This window comes from Microbulbifer flavimaris, assembly GCF_001641755.2.
Taxonomy (GTDB): Bacteria; Pseudomonadota; Gammaproteobacteria; order Pseudomonadales; family Cellvibrionaceae; genus Microbulbifer; species Microbulbifer flavimaris.
The window spans coordinates 67,981-94,742 of record NZ_LRFG02000005.1; the positions used below are offsets into that span (position 1 = coordinate 67,981).

Genomic DNA, 26,762 nt, shown 5'->3' on the forward strand with positions numbered 1-26,762 from the left:
TATAATTGCCCCTCGATTTTTCACTCTGCGAAACCGCCAGGTCAGACCTATGCAATTTGAGTCACCCATTGTCCGCCGCGTGTCCCGCCAGATTATGGTGGGTGATGTGCCTGTTGGTGGCGGGGCGCCCATTTCGGTGCAGAGCATGACCAACACCGATACCTGCGACGTCGATGCCACCGTCGGCCAGATCCGCCGTCTGCAGGATGCCGGTGCGGACATCGTGCGGGTATCCGTGCCCAGCATGGATGCCGCCGAAGCCTTCGGGGCAATCAAGAAACAGGTCGAGGTACCGCTGGTTGCGGATATCCACTTTGATTACCGCATCGCCCTGCGTGTGGCGGATCTGGGTGTGGATTGCCTGCGCATCAACCCGGGCAATATCGGTCGTGAACACCGCATTCGTGCGGTGGTGGACAAGGCCCGGGACCTGAATATCCCCATCCGTATCGGTGTTAACGCGGGTTCACTGGAAAAGGACCTGCAGAAGAAATACGGCGAGCCGACCCCGGATGCCCTGGTGGAGTCCGCCCTGCGGCACGTGGAGATTCTCGACGGACTGGACTTTCACGACTTCAAGGTGAGCGTGAAAGCCTCCGATATCTTCATGGCCACCGCCGCCTACCGCAAGCTGGCAAAGCTGATCGAGCAGCCGCTGCATCTGGGGATCACCGAAGCCGGTGGTCTGCGCTCGGGCACGGTGAAGTCCGCCATTGGCCTGGGTGCGCTGTTGCTGGACGGTATTGGCGATACCCTGCGGGTTTCCCTCGCCGCCGATCCGGTGGAAGAGGTGAAAGTCGGCTGGGATTTGCTCAAGAGCCTACGCCTGCGCAGCAAGGGCATCAACTTTATCGCCTGCCCCAGCTGTTCGCGCCAGAACTTCGATGTGGTGAAGACCATGAACGAGCTGGAGACGCGACTTGAGGATGTGACCACTTCGCTGGACGTGGCGGTCATCGGTTGCATCGTCAACGGCCCGGGTGAAGCGAAAGAGGCGGATGTCGGCCTTACCGGCGGTACCCCGAGCCATGCAATCTACGTGGACGGCAAGCCCAGCCACAAAATGAAAAATGACAACCTGGTGGATGACCTCGAGCGTCTGATTCGCGAAAAAGCCAACGAAAAGGCGGAGCGCGAGGCAGATATCATCGCCAAGGCGTAACGAGCGTGGGTCCAGCCCCGAGCTTACTGTCGGCTCTTGATGTGAAGGCTCTGTGAGCGGTTACCTTTGCGGGACTGTCGGCCCGAGGGACCCGGCCGACAAGCCTCCATGGATGGATTCACGGCGTGTCTCGCAAAGGTAACCGCTTGCAGTGCCGCCACAGAGCTTCGAGCCCACTCGAACCCGAGAACAGAAAACCCTTAAGGACAAACCTTGAAACAGCTTCGCGCAATTCGCGGCATGAACGACCTGCTGCCGGGGCAGTCCCCGGTCTGGCAGTATGTTGAGAGCACAGTGAGCGAGCTCTTCGCCCGCTACGGCTACAGTGAGATCCGCACCCCCTACCTGGAGGCGACCCAGCTTTTCAGTCGTGCGGTCGGTGAGGCCACCGATATCGTTGAAAAAGAGATGTACACCTTCGAGGACAAGAGTGGTGACAGTGTCACCCTGCGCCCCGAAGGCACCGCGGGAACGGTGCGCGCTGCCATCCAGAACAGCCTGCTGAGCACTCCCCAGCGCCTCTGGTACTTCGGCCCGATGTTCCGCTACGAGCGCCCGCAGAAGGGGCGCCTGCGCCAGTTTCACCAGTTCGGTGTCGAGGTGTTCGGTATCGAGGGGCCCGATGTGGATGCGGAAATCCTCATCATGACGGCGCGGCTGTGGAGGCAGCTGGGTATCGCCGAGCACGTCACCCTGCAACTCAATTCCCTGGGCAACAGCGCCAGCCGGGCTGCCTACCGGGACGCCCTGGTGAGCTACCTGACCGAGCGCAGGGATCAGCTGGACGAGGACAGCCAGCGCCGGCTGGAAAAGAATCCCCTGCGTATCCTGGACAGCAAAAACCCCCAGACTCAGGAACTGCTGGCGGATGCCCCGTGTCTACTGGACTACCTGGACGACGAGTCAGCGGCGCATTTCAGCAGCCTGCGGGAAATGCTGGATACCGCCGGGGTGGAATATGAGATCAACCCGCGCCTCGTCCGGGGGCTCGACTACTACGGCAAGACTGTTTTTGAGTGGGTGACCGATAGCCTCGGTGCCCAGGGAACCGTATGCGCCGGCGGCCGCTACGATGGCCTGGTGGAGCAGCTGGGCGGCAAGCCGACCCCGGCGGTGGGCTTTGGCCTCGGTGTCGAGCGCCTGGTACTGATGCTCGAGACCCTCGAAGTACTGCCCGAGGGACTGGATCAACCGGTGGATGCGTACCTGGTTGCCGTGGGTGATGTACAATCGGCGGCTTTGGCTGCCGCGGAGAAAGTCCGCGATGAGCTGCCCTGGCTGCGCTTGCAGACCCACTGCGGTGGTGGCAGCTTCAAGAGCCAGATGAAGAAGGCTGACAAGAGCAATGCGGACTTTGCCCTCATCATCGGTGAGGACGAGGCGGTCGCCGGGCAGGTAACGGTGAAGTTCCTGCGCGCAGACCAGCCGCAGCAGACCGTGAGCCTGGCCGAGCTAGCCCCGCTGCTGCAGGGGTGAGTGGCGGCACATAACCGCAAAGCTGACGAGCAGTCGGCGGGAGCGAGCATATCGCTCCACTGGAAGTATGAAGAATTTACAGGAAAGGCGAATTTACCAATGGCTGATCATCTGACAGAAGAAGAACAAATAGAAACGATTAAGCGCTGGTGGCAGGAAAATGGCCGCGGCATTGTTACCGGCGTGGTACTGGCACTGGCCGGTTACTTCGGCTTTCAGTGGTGGCAGGGGGCAGAGCGGGAAAAGGCTGAGGCTTCTTCCGATCTGTACCAGGGCTTCATTGAGGCCGTCAGCGCCAACGAAGGGCAGCCCGATAACAAGCAGCTGACCACCGCCAAGAGCCTGGCGCAGCAGCTGAAAGAGGAGTTCTCCGGACGGATCTATGCCAGCCAGGCGGCCCTGCGTCTGGCGGCACTGGCGGCCAGCGACAACGACCTGGAGACGGCCGCCAGTGAGCTGCGCTGGGTGCGGGACAACACCTCCGAGGAGTCCCTCAAGTTGCTGGCTACCCGTCGCCTGGCATCGGTGCTGGCGGCGCGGGGCCAGCCGGATGAAGCATTGAAGCTGCTGGAGGGCAACGTGCCCGCGGCATTCGCGGCACTGTTCGCAGAGACCCGCGGCGATATCCTGCTGAAAAAAGGTGATGAAGCGGCTGCCCATGAGGCCTACCAGCAGGCGCTGGCCCAGCTGCCCGCAGAGCAGGCCGGCGGCGCGCAGTTGCTGCGCCTCAAGGCGGAAAGCGTCGCCCCGGCGGCGGCAGATGAAAGCGCGGCGGAGGACGCCACCGCGGAGCCGGAACCGGCACAGGAGAGTGACGAGCAATGAGATTTTTTTCACGGACCCTGACGCGCTCGGTCGCAGTCGCGCTGGCGGCAACCCTGGCCGCCTGCGCGTCCAATGACGAGAAAAAAGAGGACACGGATCCGGTCGAGCTGGTGGATATCAACCCCACGGTGGAACTGCGTGAAGTCTGGTCCGAAAACATCGGCGATATCGACAGCAAGCGCTATGCCATGCTGCAGCCGGCCATCGGCGACGGTAAAGTCGTCGCCGCCAGCAGTGACGGCGAAGTACAGGCGCTGGATCGCGCTAGCGGCCGTCAGCAATGGGAAGTGGACCTCGACGTGCCCCTCAGCGGTGGCGTCGGCGTGGGGCTCGGCCTTGCGGTCGTCTCCGATTATCGCGGCAAGGTCGTCGCCCTGGACCTGAATAACGGCAGCGAGCTGTGGACCCATCAGCTTTCCAGTGAAGTGGTGGCCGCTCCCGCCGTTGGCGCCGGCGTGGTCGTGGTACAGACCGTGGATGGCAAGCTGGTGGGCCTCGATGCAAGCGAGGGCACCGAGCGCTGGAGCCACAGCACGACTCTGCCGGTACTGACCCTGCGTGGCACTGCAGCGCCGGTCATCACCGCCGGGGCAGTCTTTGCTGGACTCGACAGTGGCAAGCTGATCGCCCTGGATGCCCGTGATGGTATTCCCCGCTGGGAGCAGCGTGTGGCGATTCCGCAGGGCTCTGCGGAACTGGAGCGGGTAGTGGATATTGACGGCTCGCCGGTAGTGCGCGGTGACCTGGTGTTTGCCGCCAGCTACCAGGGCCGTGTAGTGGCACTGTCTCGCGAGGACGGCCGTGGCCTGTGGGCCCGCGATGCGTCGACCCATCACAGCGTGGCCGTGGGCGCGGGCAATGTATACTTGAGCGATGCCGGCGGCAGTGTCTACGCCTACAATGTGGGCAGTGGCCAGATCGTGTGGAGCAGCGATGACCTGTTGCGTCGCGAGCTGAGCGGCCCCGCTTACTTCGGTGACGTACTGGTGGTGGGAGATCTCGATGGTTACCTGCACGCCATGGATCCGACCACCGGCCAGATCATCGGCCGGGAGAAGATCGATGGCGATCCGGTGCGCATCCCGATGGTGGTAGATGGCGACCTGCTGTTTGCCCTGTCTGATGGCGGTGAGCTTGTCGCCCTGCGCCTCGAGCGCCGCCAGTAAAAGTTTACCCGGGCGGAGCTGGTCTCCGTCCGCCGCGCCACGCACGCGCGGAGACGTTGTACCGCCCGCGCTACGCGGGCGTTCGTGTTTATGGCAAATCCGTTTTGCCCAGAGAAGACTGAGTTATGCTGCCAGTAATTGCCCTGGTCGGGCGCCCCAACGTGGGTAAATCCACCCTGTTTAACCGGCTCACCAAAAGCCGCGATGCCCTGGTGGCCAACTATGCCGGTCTGACGCGCGATCGAAAGTACGGCGAAGCGGAAATCGATGGGAAGAAAATGATCCTGGTCGATACCGGTGGTATTACCGGCGGCGAGGAGGGCATTGATGCGGCCATGGCACAGCAGTCCATGCAGGCCATTGAAGAAGCTGATTTCGTGTTGTTCCTGGTGGACTGTCGCGATGGACTTACGCCTGCCGATGAGATGATTGCCGAGCAGCTGCGTAACCGCTCCAAGCCGACACTGCTGGTGGCCAACAAGGTGGATGGGGTCAACCCCGATATCGCACTGGCGCCTTTCTACGAGCTGGGTATCGGTGAGCTTTTCCCCACCACCGCTACCCATGGCCGCGGTGTGCGCTCCCTGATGCAGCGGGTTGCGGATGGCTTACCGGAGCAGGCGGCAGCAGACGAGGAAGAGGATGAGGCCACCGGCGTCAAGATCGCCATTGTCGGCCGCCCCAATGTAGGCAAGTCCACGCTGGTCAATCGCCTGCTCGGGGAAGAGCGCGTGGTGGTGTACGACCAGCCGGGAACGACCCGTGACAGTGTCTACATCAATTACGACCGGGACGGAAAACCCTACACCCTGATCGACACCGCCGGTATCCGTCGGCGTAAAAACATCAAGGAGTCGGTGGAAAAGTTTTCCATCGTGAAAACCCTGCAGGCGGTGGAAGATGCCAATGTAGTGGTGCTGGTGATCGATGCCAGAGAGGGCCTCGTTGACCAGGATATGCACCTGATGGGCAGTGTGATCCAGGCGGGGCGCGCCCTGGTTGTGGCATTGAACAAGTGGGACGGACTCGAGGCGGATCACCGGGATTTCGTCAAGACCGAGCTGGAGCGGCGCTTGCGCTTTGTGGATTTCGCCGACATCCACTTTATCTCCGCGCTGCACGGTACCGGGGTGGGTCACCTTTACGAGTCCATCGAAGCGGCCTACCAGTCTGCCACCGACAAACTCTCCACCAATCACCTGACCCGCATCCTGCAGTGGGCGGTAAGTGAGCACCAACCCCCTCTGGTGCACGGGCATCGCATCAAGTTACGCTATGCCCATGCCGGCGGGCAGAATCCGCCAGTGATCGTGATTCACGGAAACCAGACCGAAAAAGTACCGTCCCATTATGTGCGCTACCTGGAAAAGACATTCCGCAAGGCGCTGGAACTCCACGGTACGCCCGTGAAGATCGAGTTCCGCACCGGCGACAACCCCTACGCCGGGCGCAAGAACAAACTGACCGACCGGCAGAAGGCCAAGAAGCGCCGCTTGATGAAATTCGTGAAAAAGAAAAAATAATGGTTGCAGCCCCGACCTCCGGGGCCAACCAGCAGGCAAAAGGAGAACGCAATGCTGGACCTGAAGAACCCCTCGCTGCTGCGCACCCAGTCCTATGTGGACGGAAAGTGGATCGACGCCGATTCCGGGGCCACCCTCGATGTAACCAATCCGGCGACCGGCGAAGTTGTCGCCAGCATTGCCAGCCTCGGCGCCGCGGAAACCCGCCGCGCGATCGAGGCTGCCAACCGGGCCTGGCCGGCGTGGCGAGATGCCACCGTCAAGGAGCGCGCCAAAATCCTGCGTCGCTGGTATGACCTGATTATTGAGAACGCCGACGACCTGGCAAAAATTCTCACCGCCGAGCAGGGCAAGCCGTTGTCCGAGGCCAGGACCGAGGTGGTTTACGGGGCCAATTACGTCGAGTGGTTCTCTGAAGAGGCGAAGCGGGTTTACGGCGACGTGATCGCGCCGCCCTCCAAAGACAAGCGCATCGTGGTGATCAAGCAGTCCGTCGGTGTGACCTGCTCGGTGACGCCGTGGAATTTCCCCAGTGCCATGATCGCGCGCAAGATGGCGCCGGCACTGGCTGCCGGCTGTCCTTTCGTCAGCAAGCCCGCCTCCGAAACCCCGCTCTCCGCACTGGCACTGGCGGTGCTGGCGGAAGAGGCCGGTATTCCCGCGGGCGTGTTCAACGTGGTTGTTGGCAAGAGCTCCCGCGAGATCGGTGCGGAGATGACCTCCAACCCGCTGGTGCGCAAATTTACCTTCACCGGTTCCACTGCCGTGGGCAAGCAGCTGCAGGCCCAGTGTGCCGAGACCATCAAGAAAACCTCCATGGAACTGGGTGGCAACGCGCCGTTTATCGTGTTCGACGATGCGGACCTGGATGAGGCGGTCAAGGGCGCCATTGTCTGTAAATACCGCAACGCCGGCCAGACCTGTGTCTGTGCCAACCGCATCTTCGTGCAGGATGGGGTCTATGATGCCTTCGCGAAGAAGTTTGCCCAGGCCGTACAGGGCATGAAAATGGGCAACGGTGCCGAGGACGGTGTCGAGGTCGGCCCGATGATCAACACCAAGGCTGTGAAAGATGTGCAGGCACTGGTGGAAGACGCCGTTTCCAAGGGGGCCAATGCGCCGGTCGAAGGCGGCCCGAGCGAAATGGGTGCCTGTTTCTATGCGCCGACCGTGCTGACCGATGTCACGGACGATATGCAAATCTTCAGCGAGGAGATCTTCGGCCCGGTTGCACCGCTGTACAAATTTTCCACCGAGGAAGAGGTCATCAAGCTCGCCAACGATACCGAGTACGGTCTCGCGTCCTACTTCTACTCACGTGATATCGGTCGTATCTGGCGCGTGAGTGAGGGGCTGGAATACGGCATGGTGGGTGTCAATGAAGGCATTATCTCCAACGAAATGGCTCCCTTCGGCGGTGTGAAGGAGTCCGGTGTAGGCCGTGAGGGCTCCAAGTACGGCATCGACGACTACATCGAAATCAAATATCTCTGCCTCGGCGGAATCGACAAGTAAACAGCCATCCTCCCTCGATGAATATCGAGCCCATCGCGCGCGTGCACTCCTGCTTCGGCGAAAAGTTTGGAGTGCCGCGCCAGCCACTGCTGGCCGATGCGAGCCGCGCCTCCATTGAGCTGCTGCCGCCACTCGATGTGGCGGACGCGGTGGCAGGGCTGGAAGACAACACCCATATCTGGGTAATTTTCCAGTTTCACCAGGCCGCGGGCCAGTGGTCAACCAAAGTCCGCCCACCGCGCCTCGGTGGCAACAAAAAACTCGGCGTTCTCGCCACCCGATCGCCTTTTCGCCCCAACAATATCGGCCTCTCGGTAGTGCGCCTGCTCGAGGTGCGCACCTCCCCCAGAGTGGAGCTGATCATCGGCGGTGCCGACCTGGTCGACGGCACCCCGGTCCTGGATATCAAGCCCTATGTGCCCTACGCGGATGCGCTTCGGGACGCCCACAGTGCGTTCGCGGATAACGCGCCGGAACCCCTCGCCGTTGAAATTCCGGATGCTGTTCGCAGGAAGGCCGGGGCCTACCGCGACGACTGGGGGACGGATCTCCCGCGCTTGATCGAGCAGGTACTGGCACAGGATCCCAAGCCCGCCTACCAGAAACCGGATCCACAACGGGTGTACGGTATGGCGTTGTGCGGGTTCAATTTGCGCTGGCGTTACCAGGGCCAGTCAATTCAGGTTGTTGCCCTGGATGATGAGTGATGGCTCGCGGGATTGACCACCTGCTGCGGCAATCCGAGTGGATGCGAGCACCGTAAAAATGTCTTATGTCCCGTCCGTAAAAGGAGGAGTGAAGTTTGTGATTGCCCGTCGCCTCGCTGCGCTTCTGCTCACACTTGTCAGTTTCCTGCTCTGCGGCCCGGTAACCGTTTTTGCCCAGGAAACTGCCACAGGCGACCATGTCCGGGTGCGCTGGCTGGCGCCGGAAACTTTTGCTGCCGGAGAGCCGGCGACCATCGGCTTCTATTTTGAGGTGGACCCGGAGTGGCATGTTTACTGGCGCAATGCCGGCGATTCCGGCGCGGCGCCGCGCTTCGACCTGAACATTGCGGGCGCAGAAACCGGCGAGATTCTCTGGCCTTTTCCCAAACGCCTCCCCATCGAACATCTCACCAACCTCGGCTATGAGGGTAATGTCGCCTACCTGCTGCCGTTAACACCGGACACAGGTGCCCGTGAGATAGTACTGGAAGCGAACCTGGAGTGGCTGGTGTGCAAGGTTGATTGCATTCCCGGGTTCGGTACCCTGCGCCTGGAGCGCTCGGTCGTGGGGCGCGAGGTGTGGGATCCCGCCGATCGGGATCTGGTCGCACGTTTCCTGGCGCGGGTTCCCGGAGCGGAAAGCTCCAGCCCCTGGCGAGCTACGGAACTGGCAGAAGAGGGCGAACAGGTTGTGTTGACCCTGCAGGGACGGGGAGAGAGACAAGATTTCCCTCAGGTCTTCCCCCTCGACGGAGGGCTGCTCACTGCGGCGGCGCCAGAAGTGGAGCGCCTTGATGGGGAGGTCGTCTACAGGTTTCAGCGGGTGCCCGGTGCCAGCCCCGTAAGGGCAGCCGGCTTTGTGGTCAGTGACGGTGCCCGGGCCTGGTCTCTTGAGAACGTGCCATTCGGTCAACTGACAGAGTCACCGGCGCAATCCCTGTGGCTGCTGGTATTGGCGGCCTTTGCCGGCGGGGTGATCCTGAACCTGATGCCCTGTGTGTTCCCCGTGCTCTCCATCAAGGTGTTTGGCCTGATCAACAGCGGCGCCGGACACCGTCTCCGCGAGGCACTGCTATACGGTGCGGGCGTTCTGGCGACTTTTGCTGCGCTGGGCGCATTGTTACTGCTCCTGCGTGCCGGCGGCGCGGCGATCGGCTGGGGGTTTCAGCTGCAGTCTGCACCGGTGGTGCTGGCGCTGATCGCGCTGTTCTGGCTGATGGCGCTCTCTTTCAGTGGCTTGTTTGAATTTGGCCAGCGACTGATGAACCTGGCCGGAAGCAGTCGCGGTGGAAGTTTTGCCACCGGTGTACTGGCGGTGTTTGTCGCCGCCCCCTGCACCGGTCCATTTATGGGTGCCGCACTGGGTGCGGCAGCGGTGCTGCCGGCGGTTTCCGCCATGGCCATTTTTCTCGCCCTGGGCGCGGGCCTCGCTGCGCCGTTCCTGTTGCTCTGCGCCAGTCCTCCCCTCTTGCGACGTTTGCCCCAGCCGGGCCCCTGGATGGACAAGCTGCGGCAGTTTCTCGCCTTCCCGCTCTACCTCACCGTAATCTGGCTGCTGTGGGTGCTCGGGCGCCTGCTGGGAGAGGATGGCTGGCTGATCGGATCACTGCTGCTGGTGGCGCTGGTGTTTGCCATCTGGCTCGGGCGGACCATCAGCAGGGGCGGGCGCATCGTCGGCTATTCGTTTTCCGCCCTCGCGTTGGTAGTGGCTTTTTCTGCCCTGCAGCTGCGGGAGGGCAAGGCGCCAGTGGCGGGAACTGGTATCTGGGCACCGTTCGACCCGGTTGCCATCACTGATGCCCGCGAACAGGGGCGCGGTGTATTTATCGACTACACTGCGGCCTGGTGCATCACCTGCCAGGTCAACAAGAAACTGGTGCTGGACCTGCCGGAGATCCAGGACGTATTCCAGCGCAATAATGTCTATCTGGTGCGGGCTGACTGGACCGACCACAATCCGGAAATCACCCGCGCGCTGGCGGAACTGGGCCGCAACTCCGTACCCGTTTACGCCTGGTACGCCCCGGGGGCAAGCCGCCCGGAACTTCTGCCACAGATTTTGCAGGAGAGCATGATTACCGGACTCTTCGAGGATTCATCGCGTCAACCAAAAGAGGACGACAAACCATGAAAATCAAACACTCTCTGAGCCGCTGGGTTGCATCACTGTTAATTGCTGCGCCGATGGTCGCATTCGCCGCTGCTGTCCCCGGCGAGAAAGCGCCGGCCTTTTCTGAAGTGGATGCCGCAGGCAAGACCCACTCCCTCGATGACTACGCAGGAAAGTGGCTGGTGATCGAGTGGTTCAACAAAGACTGCCCCTATGTGAAGAAACATTACGGCAGCGGCAATATGCAGAGTCTGCAGGAAAAGTACACCGGCGAGGGAATAGAGTGGCTGACGGTGATCTCGTCCGCCAAGGGCAAGCAGGGCTACCTGGAACCTGCCGAGGCAATGGACGTGGCCAAGAATCATAATCTGAACGCCAGCGCCCCCTTCCTGTTGGATGCGGACGGCAGCATGGGCCGTGCCTTTGGTGCCAAGACCACGCCGCACATGTTTATCATCAACCCGGAAGGCAAGGTGGTTTACGCTGGCGCGATCGATGACAACGACTCCGCCAATCCGGCAGTGATTCCCAAGTCCACTAACTACGTCGCTACCGCACTGGATGCTTCCATGAGTGGCGAGGCCATCCCGGTCGCCTCCTCCCGCGCCTATGGCTGTTCAGTGAAGTACTGACAGGCGCTTCGGGTAATCTCCGGTGAGCGCACGAAAATGGCTGGCCACCCTGCGTCAGATAGCCGTGTTCCTGCTCCTGGCTGCCGTGATGGTCACCGCAGTGGGTCTCTACCAGCAGCGAGATATCCCAAGGGATCGACTGCCACCGCTGATGGGAACAACCATCAGCGGTGAAGCTGTCGATCTGGCGGGACTGACTGAACGTGGCCCGGTGCTGCTGTACTTCTGGGCTACCTGGTGCGGCTACTGCCGTATTGTGTCGCCGATGGTGGACGAGCTGGCCAGCGAGAACCAGATCCTGACGGTGGCCCTGCAATCCGGTAGCGATGCCGAGCTGGAGCAGTACCTCGGCGGCAAGAGCTGGTCTTTTCCCACACTGAATGACCCGGTCGGTTCCCTGAGCGGCTCCTGGGGAGTGCGTGTGACACCGACCATCGTCATTGTCGATAGCGACGGCGAAGTGGCCTGGGTCACTTCCGGTACAACGTCCAAATGGGGCCTGAAACTGCGTTTGGCACTGACAAACTGAGCGAGGCAATGATCAGGCCCCCACGGTAGCGCCTGCCTTTACGGGTTACCGCAGCGGCTCATCGTTGCGGGTGCGCTGTCAGTTGTCCATCCATTGCCGGATGCGAGTGCTGGCTGATAGCCGCAGACTTTTTCAACAGAGCTATCCGTTGGTGATGAGACCATGCAACACATTCGGGGAACGATAGTTTTTATCGTGATGTTGGCCGGCCTACAGGCGGCGGCCGGGGAGGGAGGCAGTGCAGTGAAAACAGGTATTGCCGAGACTGACCCCCACCTGTTGGGGTGGATGCAGGGCTTTCCACCGCCCGATGAAAAAGTGATCCGCTTTCATGATGGCAGTTACTTCAGGTTCCCCCAGCTCCGCTGGACTGTCTCCCACATGCGCCAGCTGATGCCCACAGTCAATGTGGCGCGAGGTCTCGGACAGCCTGCACCGCTGGAGAAGAAACTCGATGGGGACATTGACCAACTGCGATTCAGGCCAATCGGCATCGATGCGTCGATCAGTTGGGAAGAGTCCTTATCGCGCAACTATACCGACGCAATCATTGTCCTGCATGAGGGCGTGGTCGTGTACGAGCGGTACTTTGGGGTGATGACTGAGCTGCGGCCCCATGCGGCGATGTCGATGACGAAAAGCTTTGTCGGCACTCTGGCGGCGATGCTTGTCGCCGGAGGCGAACTGGACGAGCGGCAGCTGGTGAAGGAATACGTACCCGAGCTCGCAAGTTCTGCGTTTGGCAACGCGACTGTCAGGCAACTGATGGATATGACGACCGGCATTCGCTTCAGCGAGAATTACGCCGACCCCGAAGCCGAGGTTTGGGCGCACGCGCGGGCAGGCAATCCGCTACCCAAGCCGGAGGGGTACCAGGGGCCGAGGAGCTATTACGAGTTTTTGCAGACCATTATACCCGAAGGGAAGCATGGCGAGGGCTTTCACTATAAAACAGCCAACACCGATGCGCTCGGTTGGGTCATCAGTCGTGTCACAGGCAAGTCTGTCGCTGATTTGCTGTCAGAGAGGATCTGGCAAAAACTGGGGGCAGATCTGGATGCCTATATGAGTGTGGATTCTGTGGGCACGCCTTTCTCCGGTGGCGGACTGAATCTGGGGCTGCGAGACCTGGCAAAATTCGGTGAGATGATGCGCAGTGGCGGCTACTATAACAACCAGCAGATCGTGCCTGAATCCGTTGTACAGGAAATCCGCAAAGGGGGCAGCAAAAAGGATTTTGAAAAGGCCGGCTATGCACTACTGGGTGGCTGGAGTTACAGGAATATGTGGTGGGTTACCAACAACGAGCACGGAGCATTTATGGCTCGCGGTGTTCATGGTCAGTCGCTGTATATAGATCCAAAGGCTCGTATGGTTATCGCGCGTTTTGCCTCTCACCCCAAAGCAGCCAATGCGGAAAACGATCCTGCCACCCTGCCGGCTTACCATGCACTGGCCAGCTATCTGCTCGGATTGCAGCAATAGCAAACACACTGTCTTACGCTTGTGCTCCGGTCTGGTTGAAGGAAATCCGCAAGCATAGGGCTATCGTCCTGCCGGCAGTGCCGCCAACCCAGTTCGAACTGAAAATTGCGCAGAAAGGGTATCGTTTCCGGCACCGTGACCAGTCAGCGGTTGCTGATGTTCACCGGCATTGATGGGCAAGTGTGTACTGCTGTCCATAGGCCCATGCATCAATCCAGGTGCTGCACGCCGCCGCCCGAAACCGTGAGGACCTGCTCGCTGATCCAGCTTGCCGCTGGCGAGCACAGGAAAAGCGCTGCATTGGCGATATCATCCGGTTCGCCGAGTCGCTTGATCGGGGTGTTCCGCAGCATTTTCTCCTCGATTTCCGGGGTCAGTACTGTCGACAGCGCATGGGTTCGGGTGGCCCCGGGCGCGATTGCATTGACACGGATGTTTTTGGGGCCCAGATCGAAAGCGATATTGCGGGTCAGGTGGCTCTCGGCAGCCTTCGATGACGCGTACGAGGCCATCCTCTCATTGATATTGTCGGCCGCCATGGAGGTGATATTGAGGATCGCGCCACCACCGGCCCTCTCCATGTGCGGTACCGCAAGCTGGCACAGCCTAAAAACGGAAAACAGGTTCAGTTCAAATGCGAGGCGCATGTCCGCCATTGGCATTTCGAAGGGCTTGGGTCCGCCGCCACCGGCATTGTTGACCAGTATCGTCAGGCCCCCGAGCTTTTCCGAGGTCAGTTCTACCGCCGCGAGCAGGTCCGCCTCCCTGGTCACATCGCAGACGCCACTTACCGCTATGCCACCGCTGGTGGAAATGGCTTCTGCCGCGGCTTCTGCTGCGCTGGCATCACGGTCGGTAATTGCGACTGCGGGTCCGGCGGCGGCAAAAGTCCCGGCGATGGCGTGGCCGATACCACTGGCTGCACCAGTGACCAACGCTACTGCGCCGTCGAGGCGAAATCTGGACGGCTCATACACGGCTGAGAATTTCCAATCTTGGGCAGGCTGGTGGGGGTTTATCAGTAGGGTATAGCTGCCGCAGGAGCCCCCCTCAAGCGGCTGATACCGCCGACATCGGGCCCTTGCAGTGGTGGCAGCGTTTACCTCAGCGATCGGTTTGATCAAGTATGGCAATAGCTCAGGCTCTTCAGTAATGGGACCTGTTCAGTAAGAATGGGCGCCAGTCACTGCTACGCCGGTATCGCCTCGTGCCGGGTGGCAGCATCGCTTTCAATGGCAGGGGTATCATGTCCGTTATCAAACACTACCGCTATCAGGACCTGGAGGGGATTCGCGTAGGCCGATTCAACCTGGGGGTGAATACCACTTTTATCGTCTACCGGCTTGGCAGCACGGTAATCGATACCGGCCCGAGTAATCAGTGGCGTTATGTGAAGCTTTTTATCGAGTCCCGGCCGTTGAAGCAGTTGCTGCTGACCCATCACCACGAAGATCACAGTGGTAATGCGGATGCCATCCACAGGCTCACCGGCGTTCAGCCCATCGGCCCTGCCAGGACGGTGGATATCCTGAAGCGCGGTTTTCGCATTCCGCCAATGCAGAGGCTGTTCTGGGGCTCTCCGAACCGGGCTGAAGTCCGTGAGCTGCCCGGGGAAATTACCGTCGGTGGTGAAAGTACCGAGGCCATCTTTACCCCGGGACACGCCAAAGACATGCACTGCTACCTGCTGCCGGAGCGTGGCTGGCTGTTCAGCGCTGATTTGTATATCGCAAACTATTTGAAATTACTGCGCAGCGATGAGGACGTCGGGATCCTGCTGCACAGCATCGGGACCGTGCTCGAGCGGGACTTCGATACCATCCTCTGTCCACACCGGGGCGTGGTAGAGAATGGCAAACAGAAGCTGCGGGAAAAATACGACTACCTGCTTAACCTGGCATCTGACGCGCAGGAACTCAGGCAAGAGGGATTAGCCCTGGTGGAAATTACACGCAGGCTTCTGGGCAAAGAGGGTATGGTGGGTATTGTGAGTCGCTATAACTTCAGCAAGCGAAATCTGATTGCCTCCTGCCTGGAGGTGGACCTCGGTGCTTTCCCTCGACAGGAGGCAAGCTGACCCGGCAGGGCACACATGCCTCACGGTGTTTGGGGTTTTACCTGAGCCGCACAGATCCAGCGCGTAAATTCACCCTGTAGGCTTCTTGCGGGCCACCTGACCTGTCCTGGCCTATCTTTCAGATACACGGAAAGATGCGCAGAGGAGGTGAATGCGCGATGGAATATGCGCTAGGCCCCCGGCAGACTCTCATCATCGCCATACTGGTATTGTTTCTCGGTAAGTACCTGACTGCCAGAATCGGGTTCCTGCGCCACTACAACATACCAGAGCCTGTCACAGGTGGGGTGCTGGCATCACTCTTCTTTTTGCTGGTGTATCTAGTCGCCGACCGTGTCTTCGCTTTCGACCTGAGGGAGCGGGACGTTTTTCTTGTGGTTTTCTTTACCTGTATTGGTCTGTCATCCCGCATCAGTAGTCTGCTGGCGGGGGGACGTGCGTTATTGACGTTGCTGGTACTCGCCGTGGGGCTGCTATTCCTGCAGAACCTGATTGGGGTGGCAGTGGTTTCCCTGGCCGGGCTGGATCCGGTCGTCGGTATTCTCGGTGGCAGTATTTCACTCAGTGGCGGGCACGGCACCGCTATTGCATGGGCCTCCCTGCTTGAGGAATCCTACGGTATTGCGGACGCCATGGAGATCGGTATTGCCTGTGCCACCTTCGGGCTGATTCTCGGGGGAATTGTTGGAGGGCCAATCGCCAACCTGCTGGTGACCCGCTACCGGCTGAAATCATCCAGCCACGAGCATATTACCGTAGGTGTTCCCCAGGGAAAAAAAGATGAGACGATTAGCGTGGACTCGGTCCTGAACGCGATTCTGATGATCAGTATTGCGATCGGCATCGGTTTGCACCTGGATATGCTGCTGCAGCATCTGGACATCAATATGCCGCTTTTCGTCAGCTGCCTGTTCGCCGGTATCCTGATGACGAACACGGTTCCATTAATTTTCAAGCAGATGCCGTGGCCCACAGGCACAGCCATATTGGCGCTCATCTCGGACCTGAGTCTCGGTCTCTTTCTGGCGATGTCATTGATGAGCCTGCAGCTCTGGACTCTCCTGGGGCTTGCCGGGCCGATTGTCTTACTGCTTGCCGGACAGGTAGTCGCGGTCACCCTTTACGTATTGTTTATCCTGTTCCCTGTGATGGGGCGGGACTACGACGCTGCAGTAATGTCGGCCGGCTATGCGGGTCTCGGTCTCGGTGCGACGCCTACAGCGCTGGCCAATATGACAGCGGTCACCGAGCGGCATGGGCCCTCATCACAGGCGTTCCTGGTAATACCGCTCGTGGGGGCTTTCTTTATCGATATCGCCAATGCTCTGGTTGTGAATGTTATGTTGAAGCTTGTGTCATAGCCCGGGGCAATCGGGCACGGGCCGGCTGTCGAAAAGCCTGCGGGGCACTCTGTCAACAACAGTGGCGCGGGGTTGGGCTGAGGAAAGTTGGTACGTTTCGGGCTTGGCGTGCCGGAAGAGAGCGGCGCTCGTCGCCATGCAATGAAAAAAGCCCCGGATCACCGGGGCAGGATATAAGCACAGCCTATCCAATAACCACAGGGAGAATCTTCAGTGAATTCTGCCGGCCCGTTTACCCTGGCCAGCAGAAGGCCGGCGTCAGTTCACGGTGCAGACAAACTGCCAACTACCGTCGGCAGTTCCCGGTACCGAGTTGGTCCACCACTTGGCTTCCCAGACATCGCCGTCATGAATGATCCGATCACCACCATTGGCGTGATCGCCGGCGGGCCAGTCCGGATAGGTCACAAGGCCACTGGTATCCACGCCTGCGTCGGCGCAGCTCTCCCCTCCGCTACCACCGTCCCCGCCAGTGTCTCCAGAGGCAATGGTGGCCAGCGGCAACTCCGGGTGCTCAAAAGCGAGCGCGTATGAGGTTCCGTTGATGATGGCGCGATAGGCCTGGGGGCCTGAAACCGGCAGGTAGTAATTCAGGGTCATTTCCCAGCTCTCGCCATCGGCCAGGCTCTGCCAGCTGGGCAGGGCGAAGCGTACGCGGTGGAATTCATTTTCCAGCCCGCCCACATTACCGCCGCCGGTATTGGCGCCGTCCTCGATCACTTCCAGCCCGGCACCGCTCTGGTCGGTGATGATATTGGAGGTAGAGGTGGGCATGTCGAACTCGAACACAGTACCGCCCGGCAGTTCACCGCCGGTATGATTGGTGATCACCAGTTGCGGATTGAGGGGGTAGTTCTGGTCCCCGAGCTTGAAGCCTGTGACCTCCATGCCGATATCCAGTGCTTCTGCGGGCAGGGTACGGTCACTGCGCAATTCTCGATATGGACTGGCGGTGGCGAAGCGGTCGTAGGCGAGTGTGGTGAGCGTGTGCCCCATAAAGTATTCACCGTTCGCGGCGTCCCAGTCATAGTCACCGGCCAGCTCCCAGAACATGATGCCGCCCACACCCTGGTCAATCACGTACTGCACTTTGGCCGCCATGGACTCCTCGTCCTCTGTGGAGATGAAAACGCTCTTGCTGGCATTCCAGAGCCAGGGGGCCTCGGAGACGCTGTCGTAATTGCGGGCGTAAGTGCCCTGCAGCGCGTGGTCCGGGTTGCCGGCGGGATCGAGTCCGTAATCGTCCAGGTAGGTACCGGCGATGCCGTTTTCGAGGTTCTTGGCATGCCACATGGGATTGGAGCCGGCTCCCATCTCCTCACCGTTGCTGTTTTTGTCGTGCCAGAGATTGTCGATGCCGGTTGCACCGTAACCACAATCTGCTGCGCCTCCGGTGCCCTCCGGGCATTGGGTCTGGTCAGGTAATGCGGCAGTGCCACCCAGGCCGTTGGTGCCGCCCGTTACGCCCTGCCAACCCCGGGTGTAATACGGAATGCCAATATTGATTCGGCCTGCCGGCATGGAACCGCGAAAGTATTTCACCGCCCAGTCGATATTGAGGTAGCCGATACCACCATACTGGGAAGTGCTGTAAACACTGGCGGCAGCCAGTTCCGGATCATTGCCGTTATCGAACAGGGCTGAGTTGTGGCCCACGTATTCGTTCCAGGCCCCGTGCAGGTCATACGTCATGATGTTGACGTAATCCAGGTACTGGGTGATCTGCATGGTTTCCATGCCACGCAGCAAGTAACCCGAGGAAGGGGAGGCGATGGTGAGCAGATAGTGGGTGCCGTCCTGCTCGCCTGCCGCATCCAGTTTTTGCCGCAGTACACGCATCAGCTCCACGTAGGAGTTCATCAGGTAGGCACGCATCGGGTTGGCGATGCCAAAATCCAGTGGGTTGCCGGCATCGCTCATCGAGGTGGGATACTCGTAATCAATGTCGACGCCGTCGAAGCCGTACTGGCGGATAAACGCCACAGCTGAGTCGGCAAAGGTTTCTATACCGGCGTGATTGATGCTGCCGTCGGCATTGGTGGTCATGGTGTAGAAGCCACCGTTATCGACGCGGTCGCCGAACTCATTGAAGTAACCGCCGGTCTCGGCCCAGCCGCCGACGGACACCAGCGTCTTTACCTGGGGATGCTGTTTCTTGAACTTGCTCAGCAGGTTGAAGTGGCCCTGATAGCCAAATTCTGCATCCATTTCTGCTCCGGGCACTGCGGGCCAGGTCATGCCGGTAGCGGGGTTGTCGGGGTTATTGGTGTCACCCACCGAGACATGATTGTTGTCATCGATATGCGCAAAGGCATAGTTGATGTGGGTAATCTTGTCCCAGGGGATATCGTTGACCAGGTAACTGGGCTGGCCGTTGGCACCGTTACGCCAGCTGGTGAAGTAACCGATGATTCGCCGCGGGTGGTCACTGCCCATCTTTTCGTGCCCGGAAGCCGTGTAAATGTCACAGTAATCGGGACTGGTGCCGGGAGTGGTATAGAGCCCGTCCGGGCGGCAGGGATGGTCGGTAACCACCGGGGTACCGTTTACAGAAATCGTGATGGTGGAGGAGTCTGTCCACTGTCCGGCGCTGTCGAAAGCCCGTGCGTAAATGGACTGTGCCCCGCTCGCAGCATTCCAGGTGACAGCAAATGGGGCGCTCGCGTCTTCGCCCACTTCTGTCCCGTCGACGAAGAACTCTACACGGGCAATCGGGCCCTCGTTATCACTGGCGGTTGCAGTCAGTGACACCACTTCGCCGGACTCGAAAGTGCTGCCATCCGCCGGGCTATCCAGGGATACCGAGGGCGGGCTGTCGGCAGCGGTGACAGAAAAGTCGGCGCTGGCAGACGAGGTCGACTGGCCATCGTTGTCGAAGGCCACCGCGTAGACACTGTGGTTGCCCTCAACGGCAGTCCAGTCGAGACCGTATGGCGCTGTGCTGTCACTGCCCACACTGGTACCGTCGACAAAAAATTCCACGGCGGTGACGCTGCCATCTGCATCGCTGGCGGTGGCCTCGAGGCTGACGGTGTCGCCAATGGTGAAACTGGCTCCGTCGGTGGGGCTGTCGAGACCGACCTGTGGCGGTTGCGGACCGGCTGCGATCACATCGATCACGACATCATTCGTCAGTGTCTGTTGCCCGGCACTGTCTTCTATCACTGCATTCAGCACCGGGGCGCCGGCAACTGCGGTCCATTCGGCGGTGTAGGGGGCCGTGTTGTCGATGGCTATGGAGACCCCATCAACAAAAAATTCCACCTCTGCCACCTGCTGATCATCATCGGCAGAGACGGCGATGATAACGCTGTCATTTTCATTGAAGGACGTGCCGGCGGCGGGGGAGGTGATGGTTCCCGTTGGAGGCTGGTCGGTGACGCCGTCGCAGGCACCCAGGAGGAGCCACTCCTGGTATTCGCCGGAGTACTGCTCCGGATCCTGGTTGCGGGTCCACCACTTGGCCTCGTAGCCACTGTCATTGTGCTGAACCTGATCGCCGCCGACGTAGGCGGTGGCAGAATCCCAGAGTGGCAGAGCGGAGCAATCCACCGCCTGGACATTGGCAGTACCGAGCATCGCCGCAGCGAGACCGCCGAGCGCGAATAGCTTGTTCATTATTTTCACCTTGCTTTGTTTATTGTTATTGCCACAGGCGACTGCTCGGACGAACTACCGGTGCCTCTGTCGCCTGACGCCAAAATGACACCGCTGTCAAAATAGCAGCGTCAAGGACAGGAATTCAACGTGCTGAGTTCACAAATTGGGTATCAAGGAGGCTTGCGCCGCCATTGGTGGGGTGGCGGCGTATCGAGGGGCGGGTATTGGAACGTCGAACGTTTCTGCTACATGTCCCACAGTGAGTTGGTGGCCATGGAAAGCGTAATACGCTCTTTGTCCTGAATCTGCTTGAGATCGTCGAAGACCTCCTTCACCTCGGCAGACTCAATGGCGCCGTAAACCGCCTGGTACAGGTCGGAAAAGTAGCGGTCGACGGCCCGCTGCATGGTGTTAATTTCCTTGATGGTGGGTGGGTCGCTCAGCTCCAGCTCCTGAATAAAGTCCTTCACGGACTCCTCATGGGTGTACTGCAGCCAGGTCTTCATCACCTTGTGCTGAGCCACCTCGCCGTAGTTGGCAAGATTTTTCGCCATGCGCTCCTCATGCTCGATCATGTGCTTGAGCAGGAGTTGAGTGCGGTTATCTTCGGATTCATCCATCAAATCGCGGTAAAAATCGGCGATTTCCCGGTGAAATTTTTCGGCGTCCTTGAGTACTTCATACGCCTGTTTAAACGTCTTCATCGGCAGGCCTTTGAATAGTTGTGGTTTTTTGCGGCGTGAAAGTGGGTGTTTTCTGTCCTGAAAATCATCATACCCTCGCTATGTGTATAGTGCATGTAGCCAATTGATCAAGGGCTGAGGGAAAACCCCCAGGGTTAGCAGGGTCAGGGAAAGCAACACCAGCAACAGCTGCCCCGTCACCGGGATCGCCAAAACACTGCTGCCCGCCACTGACGGCATGGGGGCGCGCTGGAACAATGTGAGCAGCAGGCGCAGATAGTAAAAAAGCCCCAGAGCACTGCCCACGATCACCGCACCGAGGACCAGCCACAGCTCGCCCTCGACTCCAGCCGCAAAAATATAAAACTTGCCGATAAAGCCGATAGTCAATGGAATACCCGCCAATGACAGCAACATCGCTGCCAGGCAAGTTCCCAGCAACGGCGAACGCCAGAATAACCCCGTGTAATAGTCAATATGAAAGGGGGCCAATGCCTCTCCGGGATCAGTGCTGCCGTTGCTGAGGGCGTTGTCGGCCACCAGGCTGATCACGGCAAAGGCGCCCAGGGTGGTGACGACATAAGCTACCAGGAAGTAGAGGGCCGCCTCTCCACCGAGGGTCTGTTCGTTGATCAGAAAGGCGACCGTTAAATAGCCGATATGGGCGATGGAAGAGTAAGCCAGCAGCCGCTTGATATCGCGTTGCAGCAATGCCAGCAGGTTGCCCCCCACGATACTGGCAATCGCCATCAAGGTGAGGAGCGAGCCGATGATCGACGCCTCGGACCAGCCTGAAACCGACATCAGCCGCAGCAATATTGCCACGGCGGCAGCTTTGCTCACGGTGGCGATCAGCGCGGTTACCGGCGTCGGAGCGCCCTGATAGACATCCGGTGTCCAGAGATGGAACGGGACCAGGGAGAGCTTGAACGCCATAGCGGCCAGTACCAGGGCGAGGCCGGACTGCATCAGGCCGGCAGAGACATTCTGTCCGCTCATGGCCGCAGCGACCGCAGAGAATTCCAGTGCCCCGGTGGCGCCGTACACCAGTGCGATACCAAATAGCCCCAGGGCACTGGCAATGGCGGAGAGCAGCAGGTACTTGATCGCAGATTCCATCGCCAGGCCGCGCTCGTCGTTCTGGAAGGCCCTTCCTGTCAGGGGGAAGGCGAGTAGCGGGTAAAGGGCGAGACTGATCAATTCCAGTGCCAGGAAAAAAATGGCGAAGTGACTGGCGCACACCAGTGTGCAGGCTCCCAGCAGGCACAGCAGCAGCAGGATATAGAATGCCTCCGGGTGATCCGTCGCCGAGGGCACGACCTGCCGGGCGCGCAGGTAGCTGTGGCCCAGGACGGCTACTGCCATTGCCGCCAACAACAGCAGCACGCAGATAAACAGCGCCTGTTGATCTATCAGCAGCATCGTCGTGGCGGGCAGCGAGGAAACGGTGTCACGAAGTTCACCGGTTACCACAAGGCAGGCAAGAATGGCGGTAACAAGCACAGTGACCGTGGTCATCATTGCGGCGTTGTGGCTGCGGAAGAATGCCACCTGCAGCATCAGCAACACGATGCCCGCGGTCAGGACCAGCAGCGGCAGTATCGCGTAGAGTTCCATCGCCGTCATGGTCTGCCTCCGGTATTGATTGTCATTTCCTGGGTGGTCGGAACAGATCGGGCGACGGGCTTGCTGGTAACCGCCTGCTCACCTGCCAGTGCTTTCTCGATGGCGGGGGCTACGCTGTCCATCAGGGGCTGGGGGCGCAGGCCGATAAACACCAGTGTCAGTGCCAGCGCCAGCAGGGCCAGCCATTCACGAACAGAGAGGTCTGTAAGCCCTTGAGGTAAGGCACCCGCGTCTGGAGTGCTGGAAACTTGCGCAGAGGGTGGACCAAACAGCGACCGCTGCACCATTACCAGCGCGTAGATCGCGGCCCCGATCATCCCCAGCGCCGCGAACACCGCCAGTGGGGCACTGCGGCCGAAAGCGCCCAGCAGTACGAGGAATTCCGCTACAAAGTTGCCGAGACCCGGTAGCCCCAGCGATGCGACGGCGAAAAAGAGCACGAAAGCCGACAGTCGCGGCAGCGTCGACCAGAGTCCGCCCATGTGGCCCATATCGCGGGTGTGTAGTTGATGCTGCAGCCTGCCGACCAGGGCGAAGAGAGCGGCTGTGCTCAGGCCATGGGCGAACAATTGCACCAGGGCGCCCTGGAAAGCCACCACATTGAAGGCGTAGATGCCCAGCAAGACAAACCCCATATGACTCACACTGGAATAAGCTACCAGCCGTTTCATATCGCTCTGGGCGAAGGCGAGCACAGCGCCGTAAACGACACTGATAGCACCGAGGGCCATGGCCACCGGTGCAAAGGTTTGCGACGCCTCCGGAAACAGCGGCAGGACGAAACGGATCAACCCATAGGCGCCGGTCTTCAGCAGAATCGCGGCCAGCAGAATACTGCCGGCGGTGGGCGCCTGGGTGTGGGCATCCGGCAGCCAGGTGTGGAACGGGATCGAAGGCAGCTTTACGGCGAAGGCGACAAAGAAACCGAGCATCAGCCAGTAAGCGGCCTCCGGCGAACGTTGGGAGGACAGCAGGGCTTCATAGGCGAAGGTGACCTCACCAGTCGCACGATAGTGAATAAATACGAGTGCGATAATGGCCACCAGCATCAACAAGCTGCTGGCCTGGGTGAATATGAAGAATTTGATCGCCGCAGCAGTGCGTGCCTCATACCCCCAGATTGCGATGAGCAGCAGCATGGGAATCAGCATCACTTCCCAGAAGAAGAAAAACAGGAACAGGTCCACGGCGGTAAAGACACCGACGATTCCCGCAAGCACCCACAGGTAATTGGCGTAGAAGAATCCGCAGCGATACTTCACCTGGCTCCAGGTGGCCAATAGTGCAAAAAGTCCCATTGCCAGCGTCAGTAACAGGAGGGCAAAGCTGAGCCCGTCCAGTGCCAGGCTGAAGCGGATACCGAAACGGGGAATCCACGGCAGCGATACCTGCTGCCACCAGTCCGGTGCTGCCAGCGAGTCTAGGGGCTGGGTGCCCCGAGTCGGCGAAAAGGCTGCCACCTCTCCAAGCAGCAGAGCGCAGGCCGCCAGCAGTATCGCCAGTGTGAGCCAGCGTCCACCACCCGGTCTCGCCTTTTCCACCAGCGGTGCAAAACATCCACCGGTCGCCATCAGCGCAATCAGCAGTGCAAGCATCACAGGATCACCACCAGCACAAGAAAGAGCACGAGCCCGCCGGCGATGGTGGCGAGATACCAACGCAACTGCCCGTTCTGGGAAATACTGAGTAGTCCGTGCAGCTGCCGGCTGAGACCGGCGACCAGGTTGTACAGTCCGTCGACAATGTCATTGCGGTTCAGGTGCGCGAGCCAGCGAAAGGGGCGTACCAGCAACCACTGATAAATACTGTCGAACCCCCAACCCTGGCGCCAGAAATGTGCGAGCACCGACTCCGAGAGTTGATGGCTGGGGCGGCGGAAATGAAGCCATGCGAGCAGGGCGCCGAGTACCGGCGCCACGACCGCTATGATGATTGTCCACAGCGGTGGATGCGGCAAGCCACCACTGGCAAAAACTTCCTGAAGCGGTGGAGCCAGCAGTCCGCCCGCCAGTGCCAGTAGCGCGAGCAGAAGTAACGGCAGGCGCATGACCTGTGTATTGGCATCGGCACAGTGGCTACTGGCACTTCCCTCGGCACCGAAAAAGACTTTCAACAGCAGGCGCGCCGTATAGGCACCGGTAATAAACGCACCCAGGATTCCCGCGAGCCAGAACAGGCTAAAGCCATGGCGAGCCTCCCAGGCCCCCGCCAAAATGGCTTCCTTACTGTAAAAACCGGAAGTGAGCGGCAGTGCGGCCAGGCAGGCACTACCGACGGCGAAGACTGCAAATGTGAAAGGCATCCTGCGGTAGAGCCCGCCCATTTTTGCCAGCGCCTGTTCGTGGTGAAGACTGAGGATCACCGATCCGGCAGCCAGAAAAAGCAGCGCCTTGAAAAATGCATGCGTCATCAGGTGAAAGACTGCTGCGGACCAGGCGCCGACACCCAGTGCGAGGAACATATAACCGAGCTGGCTGATGGTGGAGTAGGCCAGTACGCGCTTGATATCGGTCTGGGCCAGCGCGCTGCAACCGGCAAGCAACAGGGTGAGGGCGCCAATCGTCGCCACCACCGTCATGGCCAGATCGGAAAGGGCAAACAGCGGGTGCAGTCTGGCAATCAGGTACACACCGGCGGTGACCATGGTGGCGGCATGAATCAGGGCACTCACCGGAGTCGGGCCGGCCATGGCATCGGGCAACCAGGTTTGCAGTGGCAGCTGGGCGGATTTGCCCACGGCGCCACCGAGCAGCAGTAGTGCTGCCAGGGTCACCACGGGTTCCCGCGGCGCGGCGGTAACGGCATCCAGCAGCTCGCCGATTTGCAGGGTGCCGTATTCCCGGAACAACAGGAAAAGGCCGATGGCGAGCGCCGTGTCGCCGATACGGGTAACCAGAAACGCCTTGATCGCCGCGCGGCCGTTCTCCCGGTTGCGATACCAGAAGCCAATCAACAGGTAGCTGCACAGGCCCACCCCCTCCCAGCCGAGATAGAGCAGCACCAGGTTATCCGCCAGAACCAGTACCAGCATGGCCGCCACGAACAGGTTGAGGTAGGCAAAATAACGGCGAAAATCCCCATCACCGCGCATATAGCCGACGGAATAGAGGTGGATCAGAAAGCCGACGCCGGAAATCACCAGTAGCATCACCACCGTCAGCCAGTCGGCAGACAGGCCAAAGTCCAGCTGCAGCGCACCAGCATTAATCCAGGCGCCCAGGTCCAGGCTTTGCTCGGTACCGGGGCTTCCGAGAAAGTGGCCGAAAAACAAAGTGGCACTGGTCAGCGCCGCCAAACCCACGGCACCCACAGCGATCCAGGCCACCAGCCCCTCGGCAGCCTCACGGCGGGAAAACAGGGCGCTCAATATCAGGGCGAGAAAGCCCGCGAGCGGCAATAGCGGTATTAATGCCAGTAGCCCGTGCATTTCAGCCTCGCATCCTGCTGAGCTGATCGATATCCACAGTACTTCGATGGCGATAGAGATGCAGCGCCAGGGCCAGCGCAATGGCGATCTCTGCTGCGGCCAGGGTAATGGCAAACACAAACATCACCTGGCCGTCCGCATTGCCCCAGTGAGCGCCCGCTACAACAAAAGCGAGGGCGGCCGCATTGGTGCAGATCTCTACGCTCATAAGCATGAAGAGAATGTTGCGCCGTACCAGGAGCCCGGCCAGTCCCAGGCAGAACAGCGCGGCGGCCAGCAGCAGGCCGTGTTGCAATGCAATGTCCGGGACGCCGCCTGCAGCTTCAATGGCCATGGTCGGTCCCCTCCTGCTCCGACTGGCCGCGGCGCGCAAGATGAAATGCGCCCACGAGACCTGCCAGCAGCACCATGGAGGCCAGCTCTACCGCCAGCAGGTAATGCCCGAACAGCGCCGCACCCACCTGTCGTGCGCCCACATAGTTCACGGCGCCGGCCTGTCCACCGTTGCCGCCGAGCAACACCAGAAACAGTGTGAGCAGGATCGCCGAAAGCAGCCCGGGACCGATCCAGTCCGACGGCGCCAGCCACTGGCGTTCCTGCTCCACGGTCGAGTCCCCCTGGTTGAGCATCATGATCACGAACAGCATCAGCACCATGATGGCCCCCGCATACACGATCACTTCCAGCGCCGCCGCAAACGGGGCGCCGTAGAGAAAAAAGATCACCGCAATCGCCAGCAGGGACACGATCAGGTACAGCAGGGCGTGTACCGCGTTGCGGGCGGTGATGACACACACAGTGGCCAGGAGCGCAATGGCCGCACAGAGGTAGAAAAATATCGACATGGATCCTTCCTTG

The 26,762-nt window shown here is 60.1% G+C and carries 21 protein-coding genes; 13 read left to right on the plus strand and 8 right to left on the minus strand.

Going from position 1 to position 26,762, the window contains the following annotated elements:
- Positions 1-49 precede the first annotated feature (49 nt).
- The 11 genes from ispG to AWR36_RS13205 all read left to right on the plus strand — a co-directional run bounded on the left by ispG (position 50) and on the right by AWR36_RS13205 (position 13,130).
- Positions 50-1,162 (plus strand): flavodoxin-dependent (E)-4-hydroxy-3-methylbut-2-enyl-diphosphate synthase, encoded by a 1,113-nt coding sequence (gene ispG, locus AWR36_RS13155; RefSeq protein WP_067085736.1) that lies wholly within the window; start codon positions 50-52, stop codon positions 1,160-1,162.
- A 213-nt stretch (positions 1,163-1,375) separates the two neighbouring features.
- Complete coding sequence (hisS, locus tag AWR36_RS13160; RefSeq protein ID WP_082679598.1) at positions 1,376-2,638, plus strand: histidine--tRNA ligase; 1,263 nt, start codon at positions 1,376-1,378, stop codon at positions 2,636-2,638.
- A gap of 99 nt (positions 2,639-2,737) precedes the next feature.
- Positions 2,738-3,463 carry a YfgM family protein gene (locus AWR36_RS13165; protein ID WP_067085741.1) on the plus strand — a complete coding sequence of 242 codons (726 nt, stop codon included), beginning with the start codon at positions 2,738-2,740 and terminating at the stop codon, positions 3,461-3,463.
- Positions 3,460-4,629, plus strand: a complete 1,170-nt coding sequence (bamB, locus tag AWR36_RS13170; RefSeq protein ID WP_067085743.1) for an outer membrane protein assembly factor BamB — start codon at positions 3,460-3,462, stop codon at positions 4,627-4,629. Before AWR36_RS13165 ends, bamB begins: the two co-directional genes overlap by 4 nt.
- 125 nt (positions 4,630-4,754) lie before the next feature.
- Positions 4,755-6,152: a ribosome biogenesis GTPase Der gene (gene der / locus AWR36_RS13175; protein WP_067085746.1), complete on the plus strand. Its 1,398-nt coding sequence runs from the start codon at positions 4,755-4,757 to the stop codon at positions 6,150-6,152.
- A 51-nt stretch (positions 6,153-6,203) separates the two neighbouring features.
- Positions 6,204-7,667: an NAD-dependent succinate-semialdehyde dehydrogenase gene (locus AWR36_RS13180; RefSeq protein ID WP_067085749.1), complete on the plus strand. Its 1,464-nt coding sequence runs from the start codon at positions 6,204-6,206 to the stop codon at positions 7,665-7,667.
- Between the two features lie 17 nt (positions 7,668-7,684).
- Positions 7,685-8,374, plus strand: a complete 690-nt coding sequence (tsaA, locus tag AWR36_RS13185; protein ID WP_067085751.1) for a tRNA (N6-threonylcarbamoyladenosine(37)-N6)-methyltransferase TrmO — start codon at positions 7,685-7,687, stop codon at positions 8,372-8,374.
- Between the two features lie 88 nt (positions 8,375-8,462).
- On the plus strand, positions 8,463-10,505 hold the full coding sequence (locus tag AWR36_RS13190; protein ID WP_231745336.1) for a protein-disulfide reductase DsbD family protein: 2,043 nt from the start codon (positions 8,463-8,465) through the stop codon (positions 10,503-10,505).
- Positions 10,502-11,116, plus strand: a complete 615-nt coding sequence (locus tag AWR36_RS13195) for a thioredoxin family protein (protein ID WP_067085754.1) — start codon at positions 10,502-10,504, stop codon at positions 11,114-11,116. Before AWR36_RS13190 ends, AWR36_RS13195 begins: the two co-directional genes overlap by 4 nt.
- A 22-nt stretch (positions 11,117-11,138) precedes the next feature.
- Positions 11,139-11,645, plus strand: coding sequence for a protein disulfide oxidoreductase (locus tag AWR36_RS13200; protein ID WP_067085756.1), 507 nt, complete (start codon positions 11,139-11,141; stop codon positions 11,643-11,645).
- A 243-nt stretch (positions 11,646-11,888) separates the two neighbouring features.
- Positions 11,889-13,130 (plus strand): serine hydrolase domain-containing protein, encoded by a 1,242-nt coding sequence (locus AWR36_RS13205; RefSeq protein WP_231745337.1) that lies wholly within the window; start codon positions 11,889-11,891, stop codon positions 13,128-13,130.
- A 209-nt stretch (positions 13,131-13,339) separates the two neighbouring features.
- Here the strand turns inward: AWR36_RS13205 and hdhA are convergent, their stop codons facing one another.
- Positions 13,340-14,107 carry a 7-alpha-hydroxysteroid dehydrogenase gene (hdhA, locus tag AWR36_RS13210; protein ID WP_067085763.1) on the minus strand — a complete coding sequence of 256 codons (768 nt, stop codon included), beginning with the start codon at positions 14,105-14,107 and terminating at the stop codon, positions 13,340-13,342.
- A gap of 269 nt (positions 14,108-14,376) precedes the next feature.
- Between hdhA and AWR36_RS13215 the strand changes: the two genes are divergently transcribed.
- Together AWR36_RS13215 and gltS are read left to right on the plus strand one after the other, a co-directional pair.
- Positions 14,377-15,207 (plus strand): MBL fold metallo-hydrolase, encoded by an 831-nt coding sequence (locus AWR36_RS13215; protein WP_067086313.1) that lies wholly within the window; start codon positions 14,377-14,379, stop codon positions 15,205-15,207.
- 158 nt (positions 15,208-15,365) lie between these two features.
- The gene (gene gltS / locus AWR36_RS13220; protein ID WP_067085766.1) at positions 15,366-16,568 is read left to right on the plus strand and encodes a sodium/glutamate symporter; all 1,203 of its coding nucleotides are present in this window, start codon (positions 15,366-15,368) and stop codon (positions 16,566-16,568) included.
- 258 nt (positions 16,569-16,826) lie between these two features.
- Here gltS and AWR36_RS13225 read toward each other — a convergent pair whose 3' ends face one another.
- From AWR36_RS13225 to nuoJ, 7 genes are all read right to left on the minus strand, one after another.
- Positions 16,827-20,186, minus strand: coding sequence for a glycosyl hydrolase family 18 protein (locus tag AWR36_RS13225; RefSeq protein ID WP_067085768.1), 3,360 nt, complete (start codon positions 20,184-20,186; stop codon positions 16,827-16,829).
- Between the two features lie 227 nt (positions 20,187-20,413).
- Positions 20,414-20,872, minus strand: coding sequence for a hypothetical protein (locus tag AWR36_RS13230; protein ID WP_067085771.1), 459 nt, complete (start codon positions 20,870-20,872; stop codon positions 20,414-20,416).
- 78 nt (positions 20,873-20,950) lie between these two features.
- Positions 20,951-22,477 (minus strand): NADH-quinone oxidoreductase subunit N, encoded by a 1,527-nt coding sequence (locus tag AWR36_RS13235; protein WP_067085774.1) that lies wholly within the window; start codon positions 22,475-22,477, stop codon positions 20,951-20,953.
- A complete protein-coding gene (locus tag AWR36_RS13240) occupies positions 22,474-24,072 on the minus strand; it encodes a complex I subunit 4 family protein (RefSeq protein ID WP_067085777.1) in 1,599 nt (532 codons plus the stop codon). The genes AWR36_RS13235 and AWR36_RS13240 overlap by 4 nt, the downstream gene beginning before the upstream one ends.
- The gene (gene nuoL, locus AWR36_RS13245; RefSeq protein ID WP_067085779.1) at positions 24,072-25,904 is read right to left on the minus strand and encodes an NADH-quinone oxidoreductase subunit L; all 1,833 of its coding nucleotides are present in this window, start codon (positions 25,902-25,904) and stop codon (positions 24,072-24,074) included. The genes AWR36_RS13240 and nuoL overlap by 1 nt, the downstream gene beginning before the upstream one ends.
- 1 nt (position 25,905) lies before the next feature.
- On the minus strand, positions 25,906-26,238 hold the full coding sequence (nuoK, locus tag AWR36_RS13250; protein ID WP_067085782.1) for an NADH-quinone oxidoreductase subunit NuoK: 333 nt from the start codon (positions 26,236-26,238) through the stop codon (positions 25,906-25,908).
- Positions 26,228-26,749, minus strand: coding sequence for an NADH-quinone oxidoreductase subunit J (gene nuoJ, locus AWR36_RS13255; RefSeq protein WP_067085785.1), 522 nt, complete (start codon positions 26,747-26,749; stop codon positions 26,228-26,230). The genes nuoK and nuoJ overlap by 11 nt, the downstream gene beginning before the upstream one ends.
- Positions 26,750-26,762: the final 13 nt, after the last annotated feature.